We start from the raw sequence: 22,575 nt of genomic DNA, 5'->3' as shown, positions 1-22,575 counted from the left end.
ATATCTTAGTCAAAAGTCTAAACCATACAAGCTGAAAGAATATGACAGAGTTGGTAAGCGAAGTTTGATGTCCACGGAATACTTTTGTTCACGCAACACCGGCAAATCGAATATTTTTGCCTAGAGGGCCTCGCCACGACAAATGCCGGTTTCCTTACCATTTGATTGCAGGAATGACGGAACAAAGCCTACTTCCCCTCAGTGGAAACCGTGGCTTTGTTTCGCCCGGTCGTCCGCGGGCCATCAAAGGTGCGGTAACGCGATTGATGAAATAGGCAAGGCAAGCGCGGCAGCGCTTGTTCGCTGACAAGTTCCCGTTTAACAGGCACCAAGCGTCCTCTGACGTTCAATATCAAGCAGGTTTCACACGTTCCATCATAACAACTCCTCGTGAATTTCTCGGCGTCGCCCACGCAACTTCTTACTCCAAGCTTTACTGCAGCCAATCGCTCGCATCGCCTTCTTGACTTAGTCAAATGGAAACTGCGGCTGGTAACACTGATATTGACGCCAGATCCTACATACGGTTGATGTGATATTGTGCTTTTTAGAGAGTTACATGTTTGTGCTTAATTTGGTAGCTCTGTCGGATAGTTCGGAAAAATGTGTCATGAAAATCAATACATTAAAAATATTTGTGTAGCGTGTGTTCTTCCCGTCGTTGATATGTCACCATTTGTAATTTACTAGAAAACTTACTTAAGGCGAGTGAAATTAAGCATCGGTGATTCGATACCCAAGGGGCCAATACTGTATGAATCGTTCTCTTCGTTCATTACAATCGACCACAACCTTGGGCGGGCAAATCCTGCTCCTCAGCGTGGCTTTCATCGGGGCCGGCCTGCTTGCGCCAAATATCGCTGTTGCACAGCAATATTGGGATGGTCAGGACACAATGGGAGGGCCGGGCGTTACAGGCGGCGATGGAGTATGGGATGATACCTCTACCAATTGGACCGATGAAACGGGAACGTCGAATTCGACTTGGCTAGGGGGTGTCGCGGTCTTTTCTGGCACTCCTGGTTCGGTAACGGTCAACTCCCCTCAAAATATTACCGGCTTATCCTTCAAGGCAAACGGTTATCTTATTCAGGGTTCGAGCCTTAATCTCGTCGGCATAGAAAACGAATTTTCTGTTGGCGCAGGTATGTCCGCCTCCATCAATTCTGTGGTTTCTGGGTCCGGCGGGCTCGCAAAGACGAGTGCTGGCACCCTGGTTTTGACCGGTACTAACAGCTATTCAGGCGGCACAACGATCAGTGACGGCATCCTCCAGCTTGGCAATGGCGGAACCGGCGGCTCGCTGACCGGTAACATCACCAATAACGGTCAGTTTGTATTTAACCGTTCCGACGAACTGGTGCTTGATGGCGATATCAGCGGCGGTGGCAGCGTCGGCCAGATTGGCAGCGGTACCACAATCCTTACCGGCACTAACAGCTATACGGGCGGCACAACGATCAGTGACGGCATCCTGCAGCTTGGCAATGGCGGAACCGGCGGCTCGCTGACCGGTAACATTGCCAATGACGGTCAACTTGTATTTAACCGTTCCGACGAACTGACGCTTGATGGCGATATCAGCGGCGGTGGCAGCATCAGCCAGATCGGCAGCGGCACCACCATCCTTACCGGCACGAACAGTTATACCGGCGGGACAACAATCACTGACGGAACATTATCGGTTTCCGCTGACGAAAATCTTGGCGCCGCAGATGGCACCCTGACACTCAATGGTGGAACCCTGCAGGTGACGGGAACGGACTTTGTGGAACTCGGCACAAACCGCAATCTCGTCATGACCGATCAAGGTGGCGGGGTGAACATTGATGATTTGAACAACACCTTCCTCATGTCGCAGGTTCTGACAGGCAATGGCGGCTTCCGGAAAGAGGGAGCCGGAGCATTGGCCCTAAGCGGCGACAGCAGCGGTTTTACAGGTGCAACGGAGATTTTTGCCGGCACCCTGCTTGTCGATAACAAGCTGGGTGGCAATGTCAGCGTGCTGGATCAGGGGACACTTGGCGGTAACGGCACAATCGGCGGCAATGTTGATATCGCTGATGGGGGAATAATTGCTCCAGGCGGAACTGTCGGCAAGCTATCAATCGATGGAGATCTTGCCTTAAGTTCCGGGTCCAGTTCTGAATTTGAACTAGGTGCACTTGGCAAGAATGATTTCATTGCTGTTGGCGGCGATCTGACACTTGACGGAACGCTCAATCTCTCGAACGCCGGTGGAGCAAACGGTAATGCAGAGATCGGTTATTACCGCATCATGTCCTATGGGGGCAATCTGACTGATCACGGCATTGCAGTCGGATCGGCTCCAGGCGGTTTGCCTGGAGCTGATATCTCTATTGATGTGCAACAAAGCGGCTATATCGATCTGGTTGTTTCGGACGGTACCGAGCAATACTGGAATGGTGATGATGACGAGGGAGGCAGCGGCACCTGGAATAGCAATACCGATTGGGTAAATGCAGATGGCGGAACGCCCGCTCCTTTTACGGGCGGAACTGCCATTTTCCGCAATCTTGGTAGTGAGCCCACAAGCTTCGTAACGGTCAATGGGTCGTATACTGTCGAAAGCCTTCAATTTGTCACCAATGGATACAGCCTTGTTTCGGGTACGAATGGTGTCTTGGTCTCGAGTAATCTGTTCCGCCCCATGGAATTGCGTGCCCTTCAGGGTGTGAGTGCAACAATCGACGTGCCCATTGTTAGCGGCGCGCTGGGAATCTGCGGCGGCATCGAAAAAACTGGTGGCGGTTCCGTTGCGCTTGGCGGCGATAACAGCCATTGCGGAACGACGATCGACGATGGAACGTTGTCGGTCTCGGCCGATGAGAATCTCGGCGCGGCAAATGGCTCTCTGACATTGAATGGCGGGCTTCTGCAGGTCACGGGTACGGGGCTGACAGGACTGAGCAACAACCGTGATCTCACCATGACTGGCAATGGCGGCGGGATTGACGTTGATGACGTGGACAACACCTTTACCGTATCGCAAGCCTTGAGCGGCACTGGTGCCTTCAGCAAAGAAGGTGCCGGCACATTGGTCCTTACCGGCACGAACAGCTATACGGGCGGCACAACGATCAGCAGCGGCATCCTGCAACTTGGCAATGGCGGCACCAGCGGTTCGGTGGCTGGTAATATTGCCAATAACGGCCAGCTTGCTTTCAACCGTTCCGACGAACTGACGTTTGATGGCGATATCAGCGACAGCGGCAGCGTCAGCCAGATTGGCACCGGAACCACGGTCCTTACCGGCACAAACACCTACACGGGCGGCACAACGATCCGTGACGGAAAACTGTCGGTATCGGCGGATGCGAACCTCGGTGGGGCAAATGGTTCACTGCAATTAGATGGCGGCGTCCTGCAGGTGACGGGCACGAGCTATGCGGAATTGGCCGCAAGCCGTAGCCTTACCATGACAAGTGAAGGCGGCGGCATCGATGTTGCCGCGGCAGGCAACACCTTCACCGTATCGCAAGCCTTGAGTGGCACCGGTGTCTTCAGCAAAGAGGGTGAAGGCGCATTGGTTTTGACCGGCACGAACACCTACACGGGTGGCACGACGATCAGCGATGGCATCCTGCAGCTTGGCAACGGCGGCACCAGCGGTTCGGTGGCAGGTGACATCGCCAATAACGGCCAGCTTGCTTTCAACCGTTCCGACGAACTGACGTTTGATGGCGTTATCAGCGGCAGCGGCGGTGTTCGCCAGAACGGCACCGGAACCACGGTCCTTACCGGCACGAACAGCTATACGGGCGGCACAACGATCAGCACCGGTACCCTGCAGCTTGGCAACGGCGGCACCAGCGGTTCGGTAACCGGCAACATCGCCAATAATGGCCAGCTTGCTTTCAACCGTTCCGACGAACTGACGTTTGATGGCGTTATCAGCGGCAGCGGCGGTGTTCGCCAGAACGGCACCGGAACCACGGTCCTTACCGGCACGAACAGCTATACGGGCGGCACAACGATCAGCACCGGTACCCTGCAACTTGGCAATGGCGGCACCAGCGGTTCGGTGGCTGGTAATATTGCCAATAACGGCCAGCTTGCTTTCAACCGTTCCGACGAACTGACGTTTGATGGCGATATCAGCGACAGCGGCAGCGTCAGCCAGATTGGCACCGGAACCACGGTCCTTACCGGCACAAACACCTACACGGGCGGCACAACGATCCGTGACGGAAAACTGTCGGTATCGGCGGATGCGAACCTCGGTGGGGCAAATGGTTCACTGCAATTAGATGGCGGCGTCCTGCAGGTGACGGGCACGAGCTATGCGGAATTGGCCGCAAGCCGTAGCCTTACCATGACAAGTGAAGGCGGCGGCATCGATGTTGCCGCGGCAGGCAACACCTTCACCGTATCGCAAGCCTTGAGTGGCACCGGTGCCTTCAGCAAAGAGGGTGAAGGCGCATTGGTTTTGACCGGCACGAACACCTACACGGGTGGCACGACGATCAGCGATGGCGTCCTGCAATTAGGCAACGGCGGCACGAGCGGCGCGGTAACCGGCAACATCGCCAATAATGGCCAACTTGCCTTCAACCGCTCCAATACACTGACATTTGGCGGCGTTATCAGCGGCAGCGGCGGTGTTCGCCAGAACGGCACCGGAACCACGACCCTTACCGGCACGAACACCTACACGGGCGGCACAACGATCAGCACCGGTACCCTGCAGCTCGGCAATGGCGGTACCAGCGGCTCAGTTGCAGGTGACATCGCCAATAATGGCCAGCTTGTCCTTGATCGCTCGGATACACTGACGCTTGATGGCGATATCAGCGGTAACGGTAACATCAATCAAATTGGTACCGGCACCACTGTAGTTACTGGCGACAGCAGCACTTTTGCGGGCAACACAGATGTTACAAAAGGTAGGCTGCGCGTAGACAGCAATTTAGGCGGCAATGTAAATGTTGCCGCTGGAGGGCAACTGGGCGGCAACGGTACTGTCGGCGGTAATGTCAACGTAGCAGATGGCGGATCGATCGCTCCGGGTGCCTCGGTCGGCCGTTTGTCAATTGGCGGCGACTTGACGCTTGGCGCGGGCTCCACTTCCGAGTTCGAACTCTCAACGCCTGGTACCAATACAGACCGGGGCAGCAGCATAAATGATTTTATTGCTGTTGGCGGTAAACTGACACTTGATGGGACGCTTAACCTTTCCGACGCTGGTGGCGCTGGCATCGGTTACTACCGGATTATGTCCTATGGAAGCATCGCTGATAATGGCATCAACATTGGAACATTGCCAAGCGGTCTGGGCAACGAGATTTTTACGATCGATAAGACAACACCGGGTTATATCGATATCGTAGTTTCGAATGGGTCGGAGCAATATTGGAAAGGCGATGATGACGCCGGAGGCGCTGGCACCTGGAATAATGACACTCTTTGGGTAAACGCCGACGGAGAAGGACCTGCCCCTTTCAAGGGTAATCTCGCGATTTTCAAGAACACGACCGGCGATTTGGGTGGGGTGGTGACTGTTGAGGGCGCCCAGAAGGCAGGAGGTCTTCAGTTCGTCAATAACGGATACAGCCTTGTCGCCGGTACAGGTGGTGCTCTGGTAACCGATAATGCATCCAACCCCATGAAGTTAAATGCACTTATGGGTGTGACCGCATCGATTGATGTACCGATTACGGGCGGTGCCGGTGGCTGCGGTGGCATCACAAAAACCGGTGGAGGTACCGTTAAGGTTGGGGGCGCCAACAGCCATTGCGGAACGACGATCGACGATGGAACGTTGTCGGTCTCGGCCGATGAAAATCTCGGCTCGGCAAATGGCTCTCTGACATTGAATGGCGGACTTCTGCAGGTCACGGGTACGGGGCTGACAGGACTGAGCAACAACCGTGATCTCACCATGACTGGCAATGGCGGCGGGATTGACGTTGCTGCGGCAAACAACACCTTCACCGTATCGCAAGCCTTGAGCGGCACTGGTGCCTTCAGCAAAGAAGGTGCCGGCACATTGGTACTGACAGGTAACACCACCTATTCCGGCGGCACAACGATCAGCAGCGGCATCCTGCAACTTGGCAATGGCGGCACCAGCGGTTCGGTGGCTGGTAATATTGCCAATAACGGCCAGCTTGCTTTCAACCGTTCCGACGAACTGACGTTTGATGGCGCTATCAACGGCAGCGGCAGCGTCAGCCAGATTGGCACCGGAACCACGGTCCTTACCGGCACAAACACCTACACGGGCGGCACAACGATCAGCAGCGGCATCCTGCAACTAGGCAATGGCGGTACCAGCGGCTCAGTTGCAGGTGACATCGCCAATAATGGCCAGCTCGCCTTCAACCGCTCAGACGATCTGACATTTGGCGGCGCTATCAACGGCAGCGGCAGCGTCAGCCAGAACGGCACCGGAACCACGGTCCTTACCGGCACGAACACCTACACGGGTGGCACGACGATCAGCGATGGCGTCCTGCAATTAGGCAACGGCGGCACCAGCGGCTCAGTTGCAGGTGACATCGCCAATAATGGCCAACTTGCCTTCAACCGCTCCAATACACTGACATTTGGCGGCGTTATCAGCGGCAGTGGCGGTGTTCGCCAGAACGGCACCGGAACCACGACCCTTACCGGCACGAACACCTACACGGGCGGCACAACGATCAGCACCGGTACCCTGCAGCTGGGCAATGGCGGTACCAGCGGCTCAGTTGCAGGTGACATCGCCAATAATGGCGAACTCGCCTTCAACCGCTCCGATACACTGACGCTTGGCGGCGATATCAGCGGCAGCGGCAGCGTCAGCCAGATTGGCACCGGAACCACGGTCCTTACCGGCACAAACACCTACACGGGCGGCACAACGATCACTGATGGGAAACTGTCAGTTGCAGCAGATGCGAACCTTGGTTCAGCAAATGGTTCATTGAAGCTGGATGGAGGCCTGCTCCAGATAACGGGCACAAGCTTTGCGGAATTCGATGCAAACCGCAATCTCACCATGACCGGCAATGGCGGCGGGATTGATGTTGATGACGTGGGTAACACCTTTACCATATCGCAAGCTCTGAGCGGCACCGGTGCCTTCAGCAAGGAAGGTGCAGGCACACTGGTGCTGACCGGTAACAACAGCTACACGGGCGGCACAACGATCGGCGACGGCATCCTGCAGATCGGCAATGGCGGCGCCAGTGGTTCGGTGGTTGGCAACATCGCCAATAATGGCCAGCTTGCCTTCAACCGCTCCAACGAACTAACATTTGATGGCGATATCAGCGGCAGCGGCAGCGTCAGCCAGATTGGCACCGGAACCACGGTCCTTACCGGCACAAACACCTACACGGGCGGCACAATCGTTAACGCCGGGACCCTATTGCTGGGCGAAGGAGGCACCCTCGGTGCGTTGAACGGGAGTACAACGGTCAACGGCGGTCTGCTGCAAATGGGCGGCACAAACCAGACCCAAGCCAATTTGTCGTTAACCGGTGGCGGCGTCAGTCTTGTCAATGACAAAACCGGCGATCGTTTTAATCTTACTTCGAATTATCAGGGTGGGCAGTCGGGGCAGATTTTGCTTGATATCGACCTTGCAGCTGAAAGCGCCGACGTCATTACAATTGGCGGCGTTGCTATGGGCAAAATGAATCTCCGTCTCAATAGTATTTCCGAAGTAACGGAACCGATTCTTGGAAGTTCAATACTGCTAGTCGATATTCAGGGGTCTGGAAATAACCTTGATGTTACCGCAGATGGTTTGCCCACCGGTGGTGTTGTCCGTTATGATCTTGTCCGTCAACCTACCAGCGGAGGTAACGGATATCAATATGTGGTTAAATCAGGGGTTGACGGGAATGCTGCAAGCGCTGTCGTTTCAGGTTTTATCGCTGCCCAAAACGTAGTTGCTTCATCTTTTTTCAAACCGTCAAGCGGCCTTGTTTCGGCGCCAATTGATCCTGATAAGAATCAATTTGGTATTGCGCCCTGGATGCGGACCAATTCTGGCATGTCAACAATCGAGACCTCAGGAACAATCCGGCAGCCCGACGGAACGCTGATAGATACGCCCGCTAAACTGGATTCCCAGTATATAGGCTATCAGTTTGGTTTTGATGGCGGCTTCTTCAACATCAATGACACAGACGCCAACATCAACGTCGGCGTTACCGCGGGTCAGATATTTGGTAGTTCCGATCAAAAGAACTATGAAAATACAACGGATTTCCAATCTGTTTTCTATGGTGCTTATGCGGCCTTTACCAAAGGCCCGCTTTTCCTGGATCTGCAAGTCCGCCAAGAACTGACTGATTATACTGTCAATGTGAATGATGAAGTGTTTCAAATTGGGGGGGAGAAGGTTTCTGGGACCCGGAACTCTATTGGCGGTTCGGCTTCCTATACCTACGCACGAAACGATTGGAGTCTTATTCCTGCCGTTGGCTTTACCTACTCGACGAATCAGACTGATGATCTGTCAATACCACGCAACATTCTCCTCAACCAAAAAGAGGGCAAAGTTCGCTTTGAGGATGTGGAGAGCATGATCAGCTTTGGAGGGTTGACTGTTTCAAAGAATTATTTCGTTCTTGATGATCGCCTTCGCCTTTCACCGTTTATTACGCTAACGGCCTACCATGATTTTGCCGGCGATATCGATGCAACCATGACGATTGATCAAAACAGCGCTAATCCGATCGTGCTTCCAGTCACAACGAAGCGGCTTCAGACGTATGGGGAAGCAAGTATCGGCATGAATCTTTTATCGTTGACAGGCAAGATCGGTGGTGCTGAACGCCTGATGATCGGAAGCGTGCGGGGTGATTTCCAATTCGGCGAAGATGTCGTTGGCGGTGCAGTGACAGCACAGTTCAGAATGCAATTCTAAGATCTAACTCTACCATATCGAACCGGTGTTGTTAACTAACCGATAGAGCTACGACTGTCAGGTTATCAGCTGTTCCATTGATCAATGTATCATCGATAATTCTGTCGACAATCGCTTCAACGCGGTCGTTGGCCATCAAGTCGGGGTCATTGGGTTCGAGTACGCCTTCGGCAACGTTCGCCGTCATCAGCATAAATTTGTCTCCGGGCAAAAGCTCGCCGGTAACAGTGCTGGATGTTGCTTTGAATTGCAGTTGCAGGGTAGAGCCCGAACGTTTGCTAAGGCTGGTATCGGTTAGCTCGATCACTTCATCGCCTCGAAGCAGGATGCAGTGAACATTTCCCTGCACAATCAATCCAAACCGGCTTTCGCGAAAGACAAAGCTGAGCACGCCCGCCTGCAGCGCTGGACCAGCGACCGTGATATCAAGACGCTCGGTCAATGCTCGTTTGGCATCCTCCAATCGTTCCCGCAGGACCTGTAAAGCATCATCAATGCCAGCCGGCAACTGAACGCTGTCCAAAGCTGCCAGCAGGAAGCGTGAAATAGTTGCACTGCGACTGAGGCCAAAGGTTCCATCCGCGATGGAGACAAGCCCTTTATCCAATCGAAACACGAAGCTTTCGATGTTTTGCTCAGCCAATGTTCCGCGATGGGATCGTGCAGCCAAAGATAGCGCTCCGGCTTTGGCTGATTCAGAAGACATGCCGTTATTGTGACGGGACAGTCCGCTTTGGCGTGCGCGCTCGAAGACGTCATCAAAATTCGCAGGCGCGGAGCTGTCAGTAAAAAACGACGCAAAGGCGCTGGCTGACGGCCAACCACTGTATAGCGAGATGCCAGCCTTGCGTCGATCCGATCCTGAAGTCCACCATACTGATCGTGGCTCGGAGCTTTGATCATTCAGTGCTGCCGCAAGGGGAGAAAATATAGCTGTGGTTTCGGTATCCTGCTTGGGCTGGCCGATATTAAAAGCTATTTTAGCCAGCCGGTGATCGAAAAAATCGAGATCGAAGTCATCATCAAGTACGCTTAAAACCAAACCCTCGAGCGACTGCAGCCATTCATCAGTCTGCCCGACTGCGGCAACGGTGAGGGCAAAGTCCGGTATTTGTGCTGCTGCGAGAAAAGGAAAATAACGGCCTGCCTTGTCAACGCTCGGGATCATCATCCCCACAACGGGATAGGGTCCGCATATTTCCGCCTCCAGATAAAAACGCCATATCGGTGCGTTCAGATAAAGCTCCAGCCATTCACCAGCGAGTGTTTCCTGACTTGTCTGTAACGCGGATTGAAGCCACTGATCAAACTGCGCACGAACATTGCGATCAATGCGCCGGCTGACAAAATCTCCCTTTGAGGGGATTTTGCCGAAATATCCTGCCAGAACCGTGTCACGGTGGTGCATAAAACCTGGTTCCTTACTTCCATTGGTCTGGCAGGCGTCCATTGCCTTGCATTTGACTTGAGGTTACAGGCCCTCAGGGCATTTAAACGAGCGTATTGCATTCAACGCAAATGGATTGAGTACCGACCCGACCCTGATATCAAAGCTCGCCCTACGGCTGCCTATCCGGAATATTGCAGTAAACTGATCCGCGCTGGATACGTTTTTTTGTGCCATGTCAAACAGGCGGAACATCGCCCACGGGCCGTTTGTCTTTTTGGTTGTACCAGGTCCTGGAGGATTGAATGCGATGCGTGCTTCGCGATTCCCTTCGCCCGGCCATTGGAAGGACTGCGTTTGGGGAGGGCCGTGATCGTAGGTGATGTTCTTGCCATTAATATCAAGGGAGACACTCGTCGAATTGCTATCAAGGTCAGCCGGCGTAATATCCAGATCGAGACTTAGCTCGTTGCCGCCTTTTGAGAAGAAGGCCGTCTGTATCTCTTGAGCATTTTCAAACTGGATGAGAGCATCGCTTGGAATAGCTTCGGCGCCGTTCATTCCGGTTAGGCGCCATGGGGACTGTGATACATCGACGAACGGTTTCAGATGCAATTGGAAGAATGTTGCAAACTCACCGGATGGTCCGAACATCCGAATGAAATCGTTGATGGCGACATCGTTGACACCATTGGGGTTGAAAGGATAGCGGCCTTCGATACCAGCCTTGCAAACGCGTGCCGCTGAAGCCTGCCACATAGCAGACATTGACTGACGGGCACCGTTAGCTGTCAATCGCGCAATATCTGTCGCAAGACGGCCAATCCAGATACTTACCGGTTCAGGCAATCGCTGTGCCTGTGTCACCAGCATCTGATTGGCCGATACAAGCTTGCTTTCTACGCCGAAGATCGTGTTGACATCTCCGGCGTTGATTGCGGCGCGGCTCAGTTGCAGGGATAGCTCTTCAAGGATCGGAGAAAGATCAGAAAATTCTGATTTTTGACCCTCAGGCGCCTGCAGTGATTTACGCAATGCAGCGTAGGGATCGAGCATGTTTGTTTCAAAACCATCGGTCAGCAACTGCAACGCCTCAACGCGTGCGGATTCTGCCTTGGCCTTTTCCTCTGCCAGACGCTGCTGCGCTTCGTCTATTGCACCCTCTTTGGGGGCTGGATTTTTAGATGTTTCAGGTGCCGCAAACTGCTGCGGATCGAGATTTGTTGCGTCAGCGATGGCAGTGGCAAGAGTGTGCAGAGGATTATCATTGGAAGCGAGAATACGCACAATCTCTGCGGCTTGAATAAGATCGGGAGCAGGAAGAATGGTGAGGTCGCTCAGCAGCGCTGCCCACTGCATGCGGTTGGCATTGAAATAGATGCGCAATACGTAGGGTTTGAGATCGTCGCCAGATTCTGCACTCGCTTGATCTTCGCCAATAACCCAGCTTTCCTTGGCGAACTGTTCTGCCATTTCCGCAAGTCGAGGCAGAAAATAATTGAAGTAGCCGTCACGCGTGAAAACGCCCGGTATGCCTTCACGCAGGTCCGTTCGGCTTTGCCGCGCGAAGAGCAATTTTGCTCCTGAACCTGCTTTGTCGAGAGGCCGCCACTCCGGTATCGCAAGAGCATCAGGGCTTGCTACAAGAAGTTCGTACAGTTGCTGTGCCCGCGGGATGGCGCTCAGCTTTTCGCGGGCCTTCTTGATCAGGTTGTCGTCCAGCGTTATTGTCGTCAATGGCCGCGACAGCAACGCACTACTGTGAGCAAGTAAACTTTCGCGGGCCTGGGTGCGTCCAGCACCGGGCAGGCTTGCTTCAAATGTTGCCCGGAGCTGGCGCAGAGCAAATTCCTCATCAAGCGGCCCGAGGCCGCCAAGCATGCTGTAGAGTTTAAGCGTGTCATACCGCTGGCCCGTGCTGATCTTTGAATCATTCATCCGGTTTTGCAGATGAACCAGCAAACGCGGCAACAGGAAGCCGTTTAACCCGCGGGCATAAGTCGCCTGCATGCTTTCACGAAGTTTTTCTTCCTGATCAGTACCGAAGTGATACCAACGGCTCTTCCCCGCAATGTCATCCGTGAGGGCTCCGCGCAATGTATCAAGCGGCGATAAAATGCGGTTTAAATCGTCAGTCGTTATGTCTTCGACAGGAATGGACATCGCTTCGCGGTTATAGGATGCAATCCTTGCATTCACGGCGCCCATCGTGCCTTGGTTGGTGAAATAGGCGTGTGCCCAGCCCCCGAACAGTCCGCCGGCAATAATCAGAGGAACCAGATAAAAGATTGCAGACATGATGCGCTTGCGGCGCTGAACTTTGAGATCTGTCGTAACGAGATTGGCTTCACCAAAGATCACGTCATTGAACAGACGTGACAGGAAGAATGCCTTCTGTGATACCGTTCCGGTTGTATTTGGTCCCTGCAGAAACGAAAAACGCTCGGAAGTCGACCGGCCAACCTTGTCATACACTGCGCCGGTTTGGGTGGCGGAAACAAAATAGACGCCGCGCAGCAATGGCGCACCAACCAGTTTCGAACTCGCAGTCAGTTCGCCGATCTGTTCGACGAGCACATTCTTGATAGATGCAAATTGTGCGGGGAACCGGAATACGCTGCTTCGCCGGATATCATCGGGCTCCTGCTGCATGCGCTCCAGCAGTATCCTGTGCATACGTTCCAGCAACAGATCGATTTCACCCGAAAATGCCTGAGCGATCTTGCCTTTCGACTGACTGACGCCAAGCGGGAAGGTAACTCCCAGAACCTGTTCACGATCAAACTTGTTGAAATTGTCGAAGAACTCGCCAAATCCCGCAAGCATATCGACCTTGGTGAACACGAGATATACGGGGAGGCGTACCTTCAGACTGTCTTCAAGATCACGCAGGCGCTGTTTGAGTATACGAACTTCCTTAAAGCGCGCCTGCGCACTTTGGGTAAGTATGTCCGCCATGCTGATCGTTACGATAACGCCATTGATAGGCTTTAACGGGCGATGACGCTTCAGTAGACCCAGAAAGCTTTGCCATGCAGTACTGTCAACGGTAACGTCGCTGTCCTGCGTCGTGTAGCGCCCGGCTGTATCAATCAGGACAGCCTCATCGGTAAACCACCAGTCGCAACTCCGTGTGCCACCAACGCCCTGAATGGCCTGCTCGTCCATTTCATCGGCAAAGGGAAAGGACAGGCCTGAATTCACCAGCGCAGTTGTCTTGCCGGATCCGGGAGAACCGATGATCAGATACCAGGGAAAGTCGTAAACGTAGCCAAACCGCTTTTTGCTGATCGATTTGAGGCGCAGCAGTGCGTCTTTTAGGCGTTGCCTGAGGAGCGTAACCTCTTCTCTTGCATCTGCTTCGGAATCCGTACCGTCCTCCGCGACGGCATCAATCATCGCAGCTTCAGCCCGGCGACGCCTGAATGCTGAAACAATTGCGTAGATCAGCCAAGCCAGTACGACGACGCCAATCGCCACCAGACGGCTATATTCGGTTTCCAGCGGGCGCCATTGGCCGAAGGCTACGCTTTCGCCGTAAAACCAGATCATCACAGAAATGGCGACAACCCAGATTAGCGACCAAAACCTGCCGCCCTTGAGGAAGCCGGCGTAGCCCTCAAGATAAGATCGGATTGTGTAGAGCCAATTGAGGATATTCACTGTTGAGTGCCTGCGCCGGTTGCCGTGTCATTCTCGGGGTGCGGAGTAGCAATTACGACGATTTCTGTTCGTCTGTTTGCCTCTTTACCCTCTTTGGTATCATTCGTATCGATCGGCTCAGACTCGCCTTTACCGTCGAAAGTAATTTGATTGCCGGGTACATAAGCCCCAAGGATTTTTGCGACGTTTTCTGCTCGTGCTCGCGAGAGATCAAAGTTTGATGGAAACCGGGCATTTCTAATCGGATCATTATCGGTATGACCGAAAACCTGCACTGCAAAATGCTCCTCCGCAATGGCCCTGCCAATGCGATCTATCAGACCCTGAAACTGTGGTGACACGTCTGCTTTTGCCGATGCAAAAAAGCCTGCGTTACGAAAACGCACGAGCACGCGATTACCGTTGCGTTGAGTCGTAACCAGGCCGCGATCTACTTCCGGTTGCAGGAAAGCGAGGAAATTACGAATCCGGTCAACCTGCTCGACGGGCTGGGGAGCTGGTTCCGCAACTTTAATTGATGGATTGCCTTCGGGTGGTGCAGCCGCCATGGCTACCATGACTGCGTCTGAGTTTGTATTGAGCAGCCGCAGAATTCCGATGTAACCGAAGGCGCAAAGCAGTACCAGTAAACCAAGCAAGGTCGGATAAAGATTCTTGAAGCGCCCCTTGAGGAAGCGAGCATTGATTCCGCGCCAATGCGGCGACACTTCTCGTTCGACATCCCCCATTGTGGCTTGAAGCGTCCGGTACAGGCTGTCTCTGATCTGAGACAGTTCCAACGCCCCACGCGCACTAACCCTAAGTTTGCCTTTGAAACCGAGCGAAAGACACAGATACAGTAACAGCAGAATATCTCGGTTGCGGCCTGGATCTTTGTGAAAGTGCTCAAGCAGTTCAAAAAAACGTTCGCCGCCCTGGACATCCCGGTGGAACGTCGAGACGATACTGTTGCTCGCCCAATTGCTTGCGCCGCCCCATCTTGTGCTTAAGACGACGTCGTCAATAGTAGCGCACAAGGCATAATGGGCAACGCGTGCGTGCTGGGCATCAACATTGGCATTGGCTACTTTGCGTTCGTATGCGCGCATTTCGTCAATGACCGCCGTACGTAGCTGATCTGGATCGGGACCTTCATGAAGTCCGCGCAAATGATAAAGCAGGTTGAGCTGTGGCCGTGCTGCCGACACCAAAAACGGCAGGCCTCTAGGCGTGCCGTCGATCATCTCGACGCCGCTTTCGGTTAATGCAGCTTGCAGCGTGGTCGTTTCGGCAGATTCGGCCATGCTGGATTGGGCATTACGACCACGATCACCGCCGGGTTTAGGCTTTATGATCGTCGGTTCGCTGCGCCAGAACTTGTCGTCACTCATAGCGTCATGACTTTATTGCCCAAAGCTCAAACTCAATGGACGGAAACTCACCGGCCAGATGCAGGGCGATAGCACCGGAAGTGCTAAGCTGTTTCCACAAGGGGCCGTCTCTATCGAGTTCAAAATAGCTTGTGCCCGGGCGATAAGGCAATTGGCGCGGCGCTACAGGCAGCGGGCGAACCGCTATGCCCGGAAGAGCGACATTGACCAGTTCGGCGATACGTTCGACTGGACCGACCTTGATCTGGCGAGGCAGGGTGCTGCGAAGTGCTTCCGATGGCATATCGCTTCGTACAGCTAAAACAAAGCCGCTGCCGAGGAGCAGATTGCGGTCTGTGATCGTGCCAACGCGTACACCATGCTTGCGTTCGTCGAGTGGAATTTCCACCGCTGAACGTTCCAGCACGGAAGAAAGTGACTCGCGCAAATCTGCCAGAACCGGATCAAAAGAGCCGCGCAGATCAACATGGCGGTAACCGGGGAAAACCGACCCCCTGCGCCGTTCCTTAGTGAAGGTTGAAAGCTCTCCGGAAAGCTGCGCACAGAGCACATAAAGCGTCTCCGGATGCAAAGCAGCAAGATTTTCGCGGTGATGCCGGAAGACTGCTTCATTGCGGTTAAGGACTTGCAGGAACTGGAAGTCGGAAACCTCTGCCGTGCCGCGTATGGATGGATCGCCCATTCGATCGGCAATCGCTTCGGCACGGTGGGATATGATACCCAAAATTTCGGTGACAATGTTTTCGAGTTGAAGCTGGGCCGCGCAATTTGTGGCGGATGCAATGAAGGTATCGTCAAGTACGACCGACTGATCCTGACGAACCTCGACAATACGGGCTACTGCGATGCGATCATAACCAGCTAATTCTTCATCTGATAAAAGAAAGTTCAAGCGCAGCCTGCCAACGTCCAGAAGCGCAGAAATTGAACTGCCTTCATTCGTATCCTGCACCTCATACTTCTGACGTGCGTAACGAATGCTGCGACCCGGGGTAGTCTCGCCGCCTACTTCGGCAAGCCCTGCCTGTTGCATAGGGAGGCACAGATAGACCAGAACATTCTTGGTACCTTCCTCCAGTCGCAGTGCCGGGGGCAGATCAACGGGGCCGGGGGCCTCGAAAACAGTACCGTCCGGCATCACTCCCCGCGCACTGGAAAGAGCGAACAGACCATTGCTCAAAAGCTGTTCATTGATCGCAAGACGGGAAACACCCCACGGGAACTTTACCAGTTCACGTGTTGCCGCCTTTACAAGCTTCTCGGTCCAGCGGTCCTGTTGCTGGAAATGCTGCACCCGAAGGAACATACCTTCCGACCAGACGACGCGATTGTCATGTTCCATCAATAAACACCGTATCGATTAATTGCTGGCGGACGCACTGACAGACAGTTTTCCGACAGAAATGCTTAACTTCCCGGAGCCTGAAATCGGAGCGAGTGCACGCCAGCGGGCGTTCTCAATGTCGCGGAAACCGGCGATTACACCAGCATATGCTCCGTCAATGCCGGGATTGATAACCAGATTGGCAGTTTCACCCGGACGTACAGAAATCGTCTTGCGCTCTACAAGATCGTCACCGAGGGCGCTTCCGCCTTTCAACTGAAAATAATCGAGTGACTGGAAGCGGCCGGGCGACTTCAGCACGGATACTTCTACCGCTGTGGGCGTGGCCGAGCCGGAAGGTGACGGATTGGCTGAACTGCTGGCGGAAACAGTGACAGGAATTGGTTCCTGGTATCGTGGGCCCGTGTTCTCGGGCGTTGATGTGCAGGCAGAAAGAAACGTTGCCGCCGAAGCAGCAAAAGCGAAAAGAAAAGATCGTTTTGACGATGTGTTTTGGTGACGAGACTCAGATACCTCAAGCGTTTCAAAACGCATACTATTCTCCCGATTCAATCCATTTACGGACTTTACACAACCTAAGTGACTAATCTGGTTGTAACTTGCAGATAAGACACCTTCACGTCAACGTAATCTTGAGTTGGCGAGATTTATGTTTTGTAAAAGAATTTGCGAAGAAGTTTCAATAGTGCAGGTTTGCGCTTTTCGCCCTGTTGTTCCTCGAAAAGTGTTGTCGAGGCAAGGAATTCGTCCCAAAGAGCTGCCTTGCGGAGCGCCGGTATCGCTTTTGATTTGGTTTTGCTTGCAAGAGCGGAAGGATCGATCGCCTGTTGGACCTCTCCGATAAAGTCCAGCACGGCTGCCGACAGATCGGTCTGGTAATTGGTGATCGAGCGAAAGTCGCGCTCAATGAGCTTCATGTCAGCAGGTTCAGCCTCGTTGATGAACTCCACGACGCGATACATCCGCTGGCTGTCCTCCTGACTTGCCAATGAAAATATCCAGGGTGTGTCTCCAGCAATGCCTTCCAGCTCCAGGCGACCAGCGGATGCATTCTTTCCCACATGCATTTCGTAGAGTTCGCTCAAGGCGATTCGCATAACAGCGCCGGCTTTTCGCAAGAACTGTTCCGGATCAAGACCAGGCTGTGTCGATGCATCCAATCCGGCACCGTCCAGGAAAGCCTGAAGCAATTCAGCAGCTTCCTGTGCTGAAACAGTTCTTGCTGGGGCCGCTTTTGATGGCGTTGGTACAGGAGCTATGGCTTCGGGCGTTATCGAAGGCTGCTCAAACCGGACCGGCTGCTGTTGGATAACCGGTTCTTCGTCATCACTATCCCAATTGTCCGGAAGGATAGGGCGCACGACCGGCAATTCAAACAAGGAGTTTGCCGCTGGCGTTTGTTCTATCCTGTCGGAAAGGGAAGAAGGGCGGGTGGCCCGATACGGCTTGATGATATCCACTTCAGTTTCGGGCGGTCCATCCCAGCCGATATCGGAGACGCCTAAGCCTTCACGCGACGCAGGTTTGGCTGGCTTATCAAACAATTCATCGTGGCTTTCGCCGGGCAGTTGGCCTGTGGCTCCGACGCCCGCAGGAGCAATATCCGAGAGAATCGACGTTACGCTTGGCCCTGCCAGCAAGTCGGTGCTACTACTTTGCGCGGCAGGTGTTCGAATGGCGTCGTTCTTCTGCATGACCAGTTTAAAGCGGTAGTCTGCAATCTCAATAGTGTCGCCATCAAACAATTGCTGACCATATTGCCGGTCGACAGCAATTCCACCAACGCTGACGCCGTTTGTACTTTTGTCGATAAGATAGATGCCCGTATCACGCTGTTCCAATGTGCAATGATGCTTTGAAACGACACGGCGGCTATCCTTGATTACCCAATCGCAGCTTTCGCCGCGGCCTATGCTAAAACGCTGCCCCTGAACCACCATGGAACCACCGAAAGAGGTGTCATTCGAATTGTTCATGGCTTGAAGTTCGATTCGCATTGATAGTTCCTGCATGTGGTAGGTAGTAAATCTGTGCGTCTTACGACGGACAAATAACTCGTATATCTTAGCCTTCGCCATAAGACAGTTGCAAGTACAGCGATATCTAGGCTAATTTTGTGTATACACTGTGATCTGCTGAAGATCGGATGAAAACAGGAGTGTACCGGACGACAAGATTTGTCTGGTAACGCCCACAAGTTAAAGAGACAGTGAGTGTCCTCTCATGTGCAATACATCAGTCGATTGGCTTCGTTCGCGCTACGCGTGAGTGCGATGCTTATTGCGCTGTTTTTTGCACTGCAGAGTGCCCAAGCAGAAATACTGGGGCTTCCGGTACAAAAACGCATTGCTTTGATCATCGGTAACGCCGACTACCAGAATGTCGAGAAGCTCGTAAATCCATCAAATGATGCCAAAGGTATCTCGGACGCATTGAGAGCGCAGGGATTTGATATCTTTCCTGCAAGCAACACCACGCGCGCCGAATTCGACAGGATTTTCGAAGATTTCAAAGTGCAGGCCAAGACTGCAGACGTATCGCTTGTCTATTTTTCGGGCCATGGATTTCAGTTGAATGGTACGAATTATCTGGTGCCCGTCGACGCGCATCTCAATGATCGGGCAAAGATTGTCGAGGAGACGATCAGTCTCGACAGGATCATTGCCGAAGTGCAGTCGCCGGACCGTCAGACACTGATTTTTCTTGACGCCTGTCGTAATAACCCCTTGCCGGGCGGCGGATCGGTAAATGCCGGCCTTGCACAGGTTACAGGCGGCGCGAACGTATTCATAGCCTTTGCCACCCAACCCGGTAACATCAGTTATGATGGCGCCAGTTCGTATAGCCCATTTACCAAGGCTCTGCTCGACCATATCAATACACCCGGCCAGGATATCTCAAACATGATGATCAAGGTACGTGCCGATGTGTTCGCAAATACACTTGAGCAGCAGCTGCCTTGGGATCAGTCTTCCTTGAAGAAACAGTTTTACTTCTCGCAGCTGGCTGATACGGGTGAAGATCAACAGACTACCATTGCGATGGCTGCTCAACCGGCAATAGGCGGGCAGGGCCTTTCCCGCCGGACGGACCTCGGATCAATGATTGATCCTCCGGCAGTGGGTCTGACGATTGCTCCGCCGGGTGCTGGAGCTACACCGTTTCCCCCGGCCATCAATCCGGAAATTATGCCAGGCAACGGTTTGAATCCGCCGGTGATTTATATGCCTACGGCACCGGCAGAAATATTCGGGCCAGAGGATCTGGTCTGGGGTCTGCAACAGGAATTACAAAGGCTTGGATGCTATACTTCTGATTTGGACGGTGTGTGGGGAGCGAGCTCACGGGAAGCGCTTGCTCGGTACTATTCGAACAGAAACCTCAAGGTTACCGATACCGCACCGACACAGTTTCATTATGAAAACTTGCGGCGTGAAACGAACACCGTTTGCGTGTACGTGCCACCTCGACAGGCGGTTGCTCCGGCACGCAATGGTCCACGGGCTCAGGTAAAACCTACTAGAGCGCCACGACCTGCAACAACATCAGCGCCGCGACAGCAGATTGATGCACCTGCCCGTGCTGCGCCGCCACGCAAAGGTTTGCGCGATATTGGTATTGGCGGTGTGTACCGATAATGCCTATCAGGGGCGCGCAAGTCTTTGTCAGCTTCATATGGTGACTTATGAAGCATGAAGGATCCCTCCATACCATCAACGCGGACTTCAAGCAGGCAAAGAAACTGTTTGGAAGGCGGCGTTTGATACGGCGTTTCACACGCTTCCTTTCGTTCACTTTCATTATCGCTGCGATCGGTTCTGCGATATATTTTATTCCGCGTTTTGCCAATGCCCCTGAAGATTTGACAGACCAGACATTGGTTATCCCGGAAGGCGAGGTTAACCCCACTGGCAAAGAGGGGGATTTCGAGCTGGCCGCAACTGATGACCGGCGAGATGCGCTGCTGCTGCAAAATGTCAACAATGAAAAGCCGCAGGCCCGTAAAACTGAAATCCGCTTCCAGAAGAACGATAGTGGCTCCGAAATAAAGGGGCCGATCTTCTATGTCTCAGACACGATGCTTTCGAGTTCCGTCCGGTTGATGACGGCATTGCCTGCAACTCCGCAAGATTTCGCCCTTATGCAATCAGCTCCTGAAGCGCCGGCAACATCGGCAACGCCAATGAGCCAGCCGGATGCCGAATCTAAACCCGGTGACTCCGCCCCCACCGACGCCGGCTGGGAAGGCGGCGTATCGTCCAGTGAAAATACGCAGATCGGCCAGACAGCGCCGGGCAGCTCCAACAATATTGAGATCATCGGCGAAAAGCAGCGCCCACCGCAAAATCAGCAATATGTAATCAAGGTTCTGGCCGAACGAAGTGTGGCTGACGTGCTGACAGATGGCCACACAACACTAGGTGAGAATGCCCGTGTATCCGAAGCCGTGGCTAGGCTTTTGAACATTCAACTGCTGCGCCCGGGTTATCTTGCTGTCTGGCGAACATCAGTTGTCGATCCGCAGAGCCTGACGACCGCACCTGTACAGCTTTCACTATACGGAACCGAAGGGCTGATCGGCAGCTTGGCGCGTGCCGACGACGGCAGCTACCTCAAGATTGACGATCCCTGGAAAGATGAAAGCTGGACAGAACTCGTAACAGGAGGCAAGTCCGAGGCTAGTGAACAGAATTTCCGCATCATGGACGGCATTTATAGTGCCGGGATACGCAATGACATACCTTCGAACGTGGTCACCGAGACAATTACACGGATGTCGCGACTGTATGACCTTGGTAAGTTCATCTCGCCCGAAGACAAGGTCACATTGCTTTATTCGGAATCTCCGCGCGATGGACCCAGCGAAAGCGGACGTGTGCTTTACGTATCGGTCCGGCGTAGCGGCGAGACTTTGCAATGTTATCTCCTGCGGCCCGAGCGCGGTGGTGACTACTCTTGTATGACGGAAAATGACACCACGTCGGGTCTTGGCGGCGCAGAAGGTTTCGTGCTCCCTGTCAAAGGCGTATTCCGGTCTGGTTTTGGCCCGCGTGTTCATCCAATTCTTGGTTCGGTAAAGTTTCACGAGGGCGTGGACTGGTCAGCGCCTGCCGGGACACCCGTTTATGCATCTTTCGACGGGACCGTATCTTTTGCCGGTACCAACGGCAATTTTGGCAATTTCATCAAGATCAAACATGCGGGCAATCGTGAGACGCATTATGCGCATCTACAAGGATTTGCCGGCAACGTGACAGTCGGAAAATCGGTGAAAGCTGGTCAGATAATCGGCTTTGTTGGTTCTACCGGCCTTAGCACCGGCCCACATCTGCATTTTGAGCTTGTGGCCAATGGCCGGCTGGTTGACCCATTAGGCTCCAGCTACAGCGAAATCGGGCTTGATGGGGAAGCAGCGAAACTTGTTCAACGCATTATTCATGTGGAGAGCGGCGGCAATCCTAATGCAGCCAATCCATTGTCTTCTGCCAGCGGTCTCGGCCAATTCATCAATAGTACATGGTTGCGGATGATGAATTCCTATCGAGGCGATCTTGTTTCCAAGATGAGTGTCAGCGAACTGCTCGCGTTAAAATTTGATCCGACGCTTGCTACGGAAATGGTCATGAACCTCGCGAACGAGAATGAGGCGACATTGAAAGCATCGGGAATTCCCGGTACTGCAGGAAATCTCTATCTGGCCCATTTCCTTGGCGGCGGCGGTGCCGTTACTGTGCTTTCGGCCGCGCCAGACACGCAGTTGAGCTCGCTGTTCGACCAATCGGTATTCGCAGCCAATCCGTTCTTATATGGCAAAACTGCTGGATGGATCGTCGATTGGTCCAGCCGTAAAATGTCGGGCAGCACTGGGGGTATGACGTCTCCGGTTTATCGTGAAGCTCGGGTCAAGGCATCGCGGTTCCGGCAA

General features: G+C 53.6%; 9 protein-coding genes. 3 read left to right on the top strand and 6 right to left on the bottom strand.

All coding sequences use genetic code 11. The features are described from left to right. Positions 1–754: 754 nt before the first annotated feature. A complete protein-coding gene (locus tag ACYJL1_RS17960) occupies positions 755–8,884 on the top strand; it encodes a beta strand repeat-containing protein (protein WP_460898302.1) in 8,130 nt (2,709 codons plus the stop codon). A 31-nt stretch (positions 8,885–8,915) separates the two neighbouring features. Here ACYJL1_RS17960 and tagF read toward each other — a convergent pair whose 3' ends face one another. The 6 genes from tagF to ACYJL1_RS17930 all read right to left on the bottom strand — a co-directional run bounded on the left by tagF (position 8,916) and on the right by ACYJL1_RS17930 (position 18,646). Then, positions 8,916–10,292, bottom strand: coding sequence for a type VI secretion system-associated protein TagF (gene tagF, locus ACYJL1_RS17955; protein WP_460898301.1), 1,377 nt, complete (start codon positions 10,290–10,292; stop codon positions 8,916–8,918). A 63-nt stretch (positions 10,293–10,355) separates the two neighbouring features. Then, the gene (gene tssM / locus ACYJL1_RS17950; protein WP_460898300.1) at positions 10,356–13,934 is read right to left on the bottom strand and encodes a type VI secretion system membrane subunit TssM; all 3,579 of its coding nucleotides are present in this window, start codon (positions 13,932–13,934) and stop codon (positions 10,356–10,358) included. Beyond that, positions 13,931–15,304, bottom strand: a complete 1,374-nt coding sequence (gene tssL / locus ACYJL1_RS17945; RefSeq protein ID WP_460898299.1) for a type VI secretion system protein TssL, long form — start codon at positions 15,302–15,304, stop codon at positions 13,931–13,933. Before tssL ends, tssM begins: the two co-directional genes overlap by 4 nt. Before the next feature lie 4 nt (positions 15,305–15,308). Beyond that, positions 15,309–16,646, bottom strand: a complete 1,338-nt coding sequence (tssK, locus tag ACYJL1_RS17940; RefSeq protein WP_460898298.1) for a type VI secretion system baseplate subunit TssK — start codon at positions 16,644–16,646, stop codon at positions 15,309–15,311. Between the two features lie 18 nt (positions 16,647–16,664). Further along, positions 16,665–17,183 carry a type VI secretion system lipoprotein TssJ gene (gene tssJ, locus ACYJL1_RS17935; RefSeq protein WP_460898297.1) on the bottom strand — a complete coding sequence of 173 codons (519 nt, stop codon included), beginning with the start codon at positions 17,181–17,183 and terminating at the stop codon, positions 16,665–16,667. Between the two features lie 113 nt (positions 17,184–17,296). Beyond that, positions 17,297–18,646 (bottom strand): type VI secretion system-associated FHA domain protein, encoded by a 1,350-nt coding sequence (locus ACYJL1_RS17930; protein ID WP_460898296.1) that lies wholly within the window; start codon positions 18,644–18,646, stop codon positions 17,297–17,299. A 216-nt stretch (positions 18,647–18,862) separates the two neighbouring features. Here ACYJL1_RS17930 and ACYJL1_RS17925 point away from each other — a divergent pair, with 216 nt between their 5' ends. Continuing rightward, entirely contained in the window at positions 18,863–20,287 is a 1,425-nt protein-coding gene (locus ACYJL1_RS17925) for a caspase family protein (protein WP_460898295.1), read from the top strand. Positions 20,288–20,409: 122 nt separating this feature from the next. Further along, the coding region (locus ACYJL1_RS17920) for a peptidoglycan DD-metalloendopeptidase family protein (RefSeq protein ID WP_460898294.1) at positions 20,410–22,575 on the top strand (2,166 nt) is incomplete at its 3' end.

It is taken from the genome of Phyllobacterium sp. K27 (assembly GCF_054796155.1).
The sequence above is the reverse complement of the archived record's forward strand: the minus strand, read 5'-3'. Positions and strand labels throughout refer to the sequence as shown.

What these genes read in the sequence shown, in the direction of transcription:
- tssL (WP_460898299.1), bottom strand. Translation starts at nt 15,304, where the DNA reads ATGAGTGACGACAAGTTCTGGCGCAGCGAACCGACGATCATAAAGCCT.
- ACYJL1_RS17960 (WP_460898302.1), top strand. Translation starts at nt 755, where the DNA reads ATGAATCGTTCTCTTCGTTCATTACAATCGACCACAACCTTGGGCGGG.
- tagF (WP_460898301.1), bottom strand. Translation starts at nt 10,292, where the DNA reads ATGCACCACCGTGACACGGTTCTGGCAGGATATTTCGGCAAAATCCCC.
- ACYJL1_RS17930 (WP_460898296.1), bottom strand. Translation starts at nt 18,646, where the DNA reads ATGCGAATCGAACTTCAAGCCATGAACAATTCGAATGACACCTCTTTC.
- tssJ (WP_460898297.1), bottom strand. Translation starts at nt 17,183, where the DNA reads ATGCGTTTTGAAACGCTTGAGGTATCTGAGTCTCGTCACCAAAACACA.
- tssK (WP_460898298.1), bottom strand. Translation starts at nt 16,646, where the DNA reads ATGGAACATGACAATCGCGTCGTCTGGTCGGAAGGTATGTTCCTTCGG.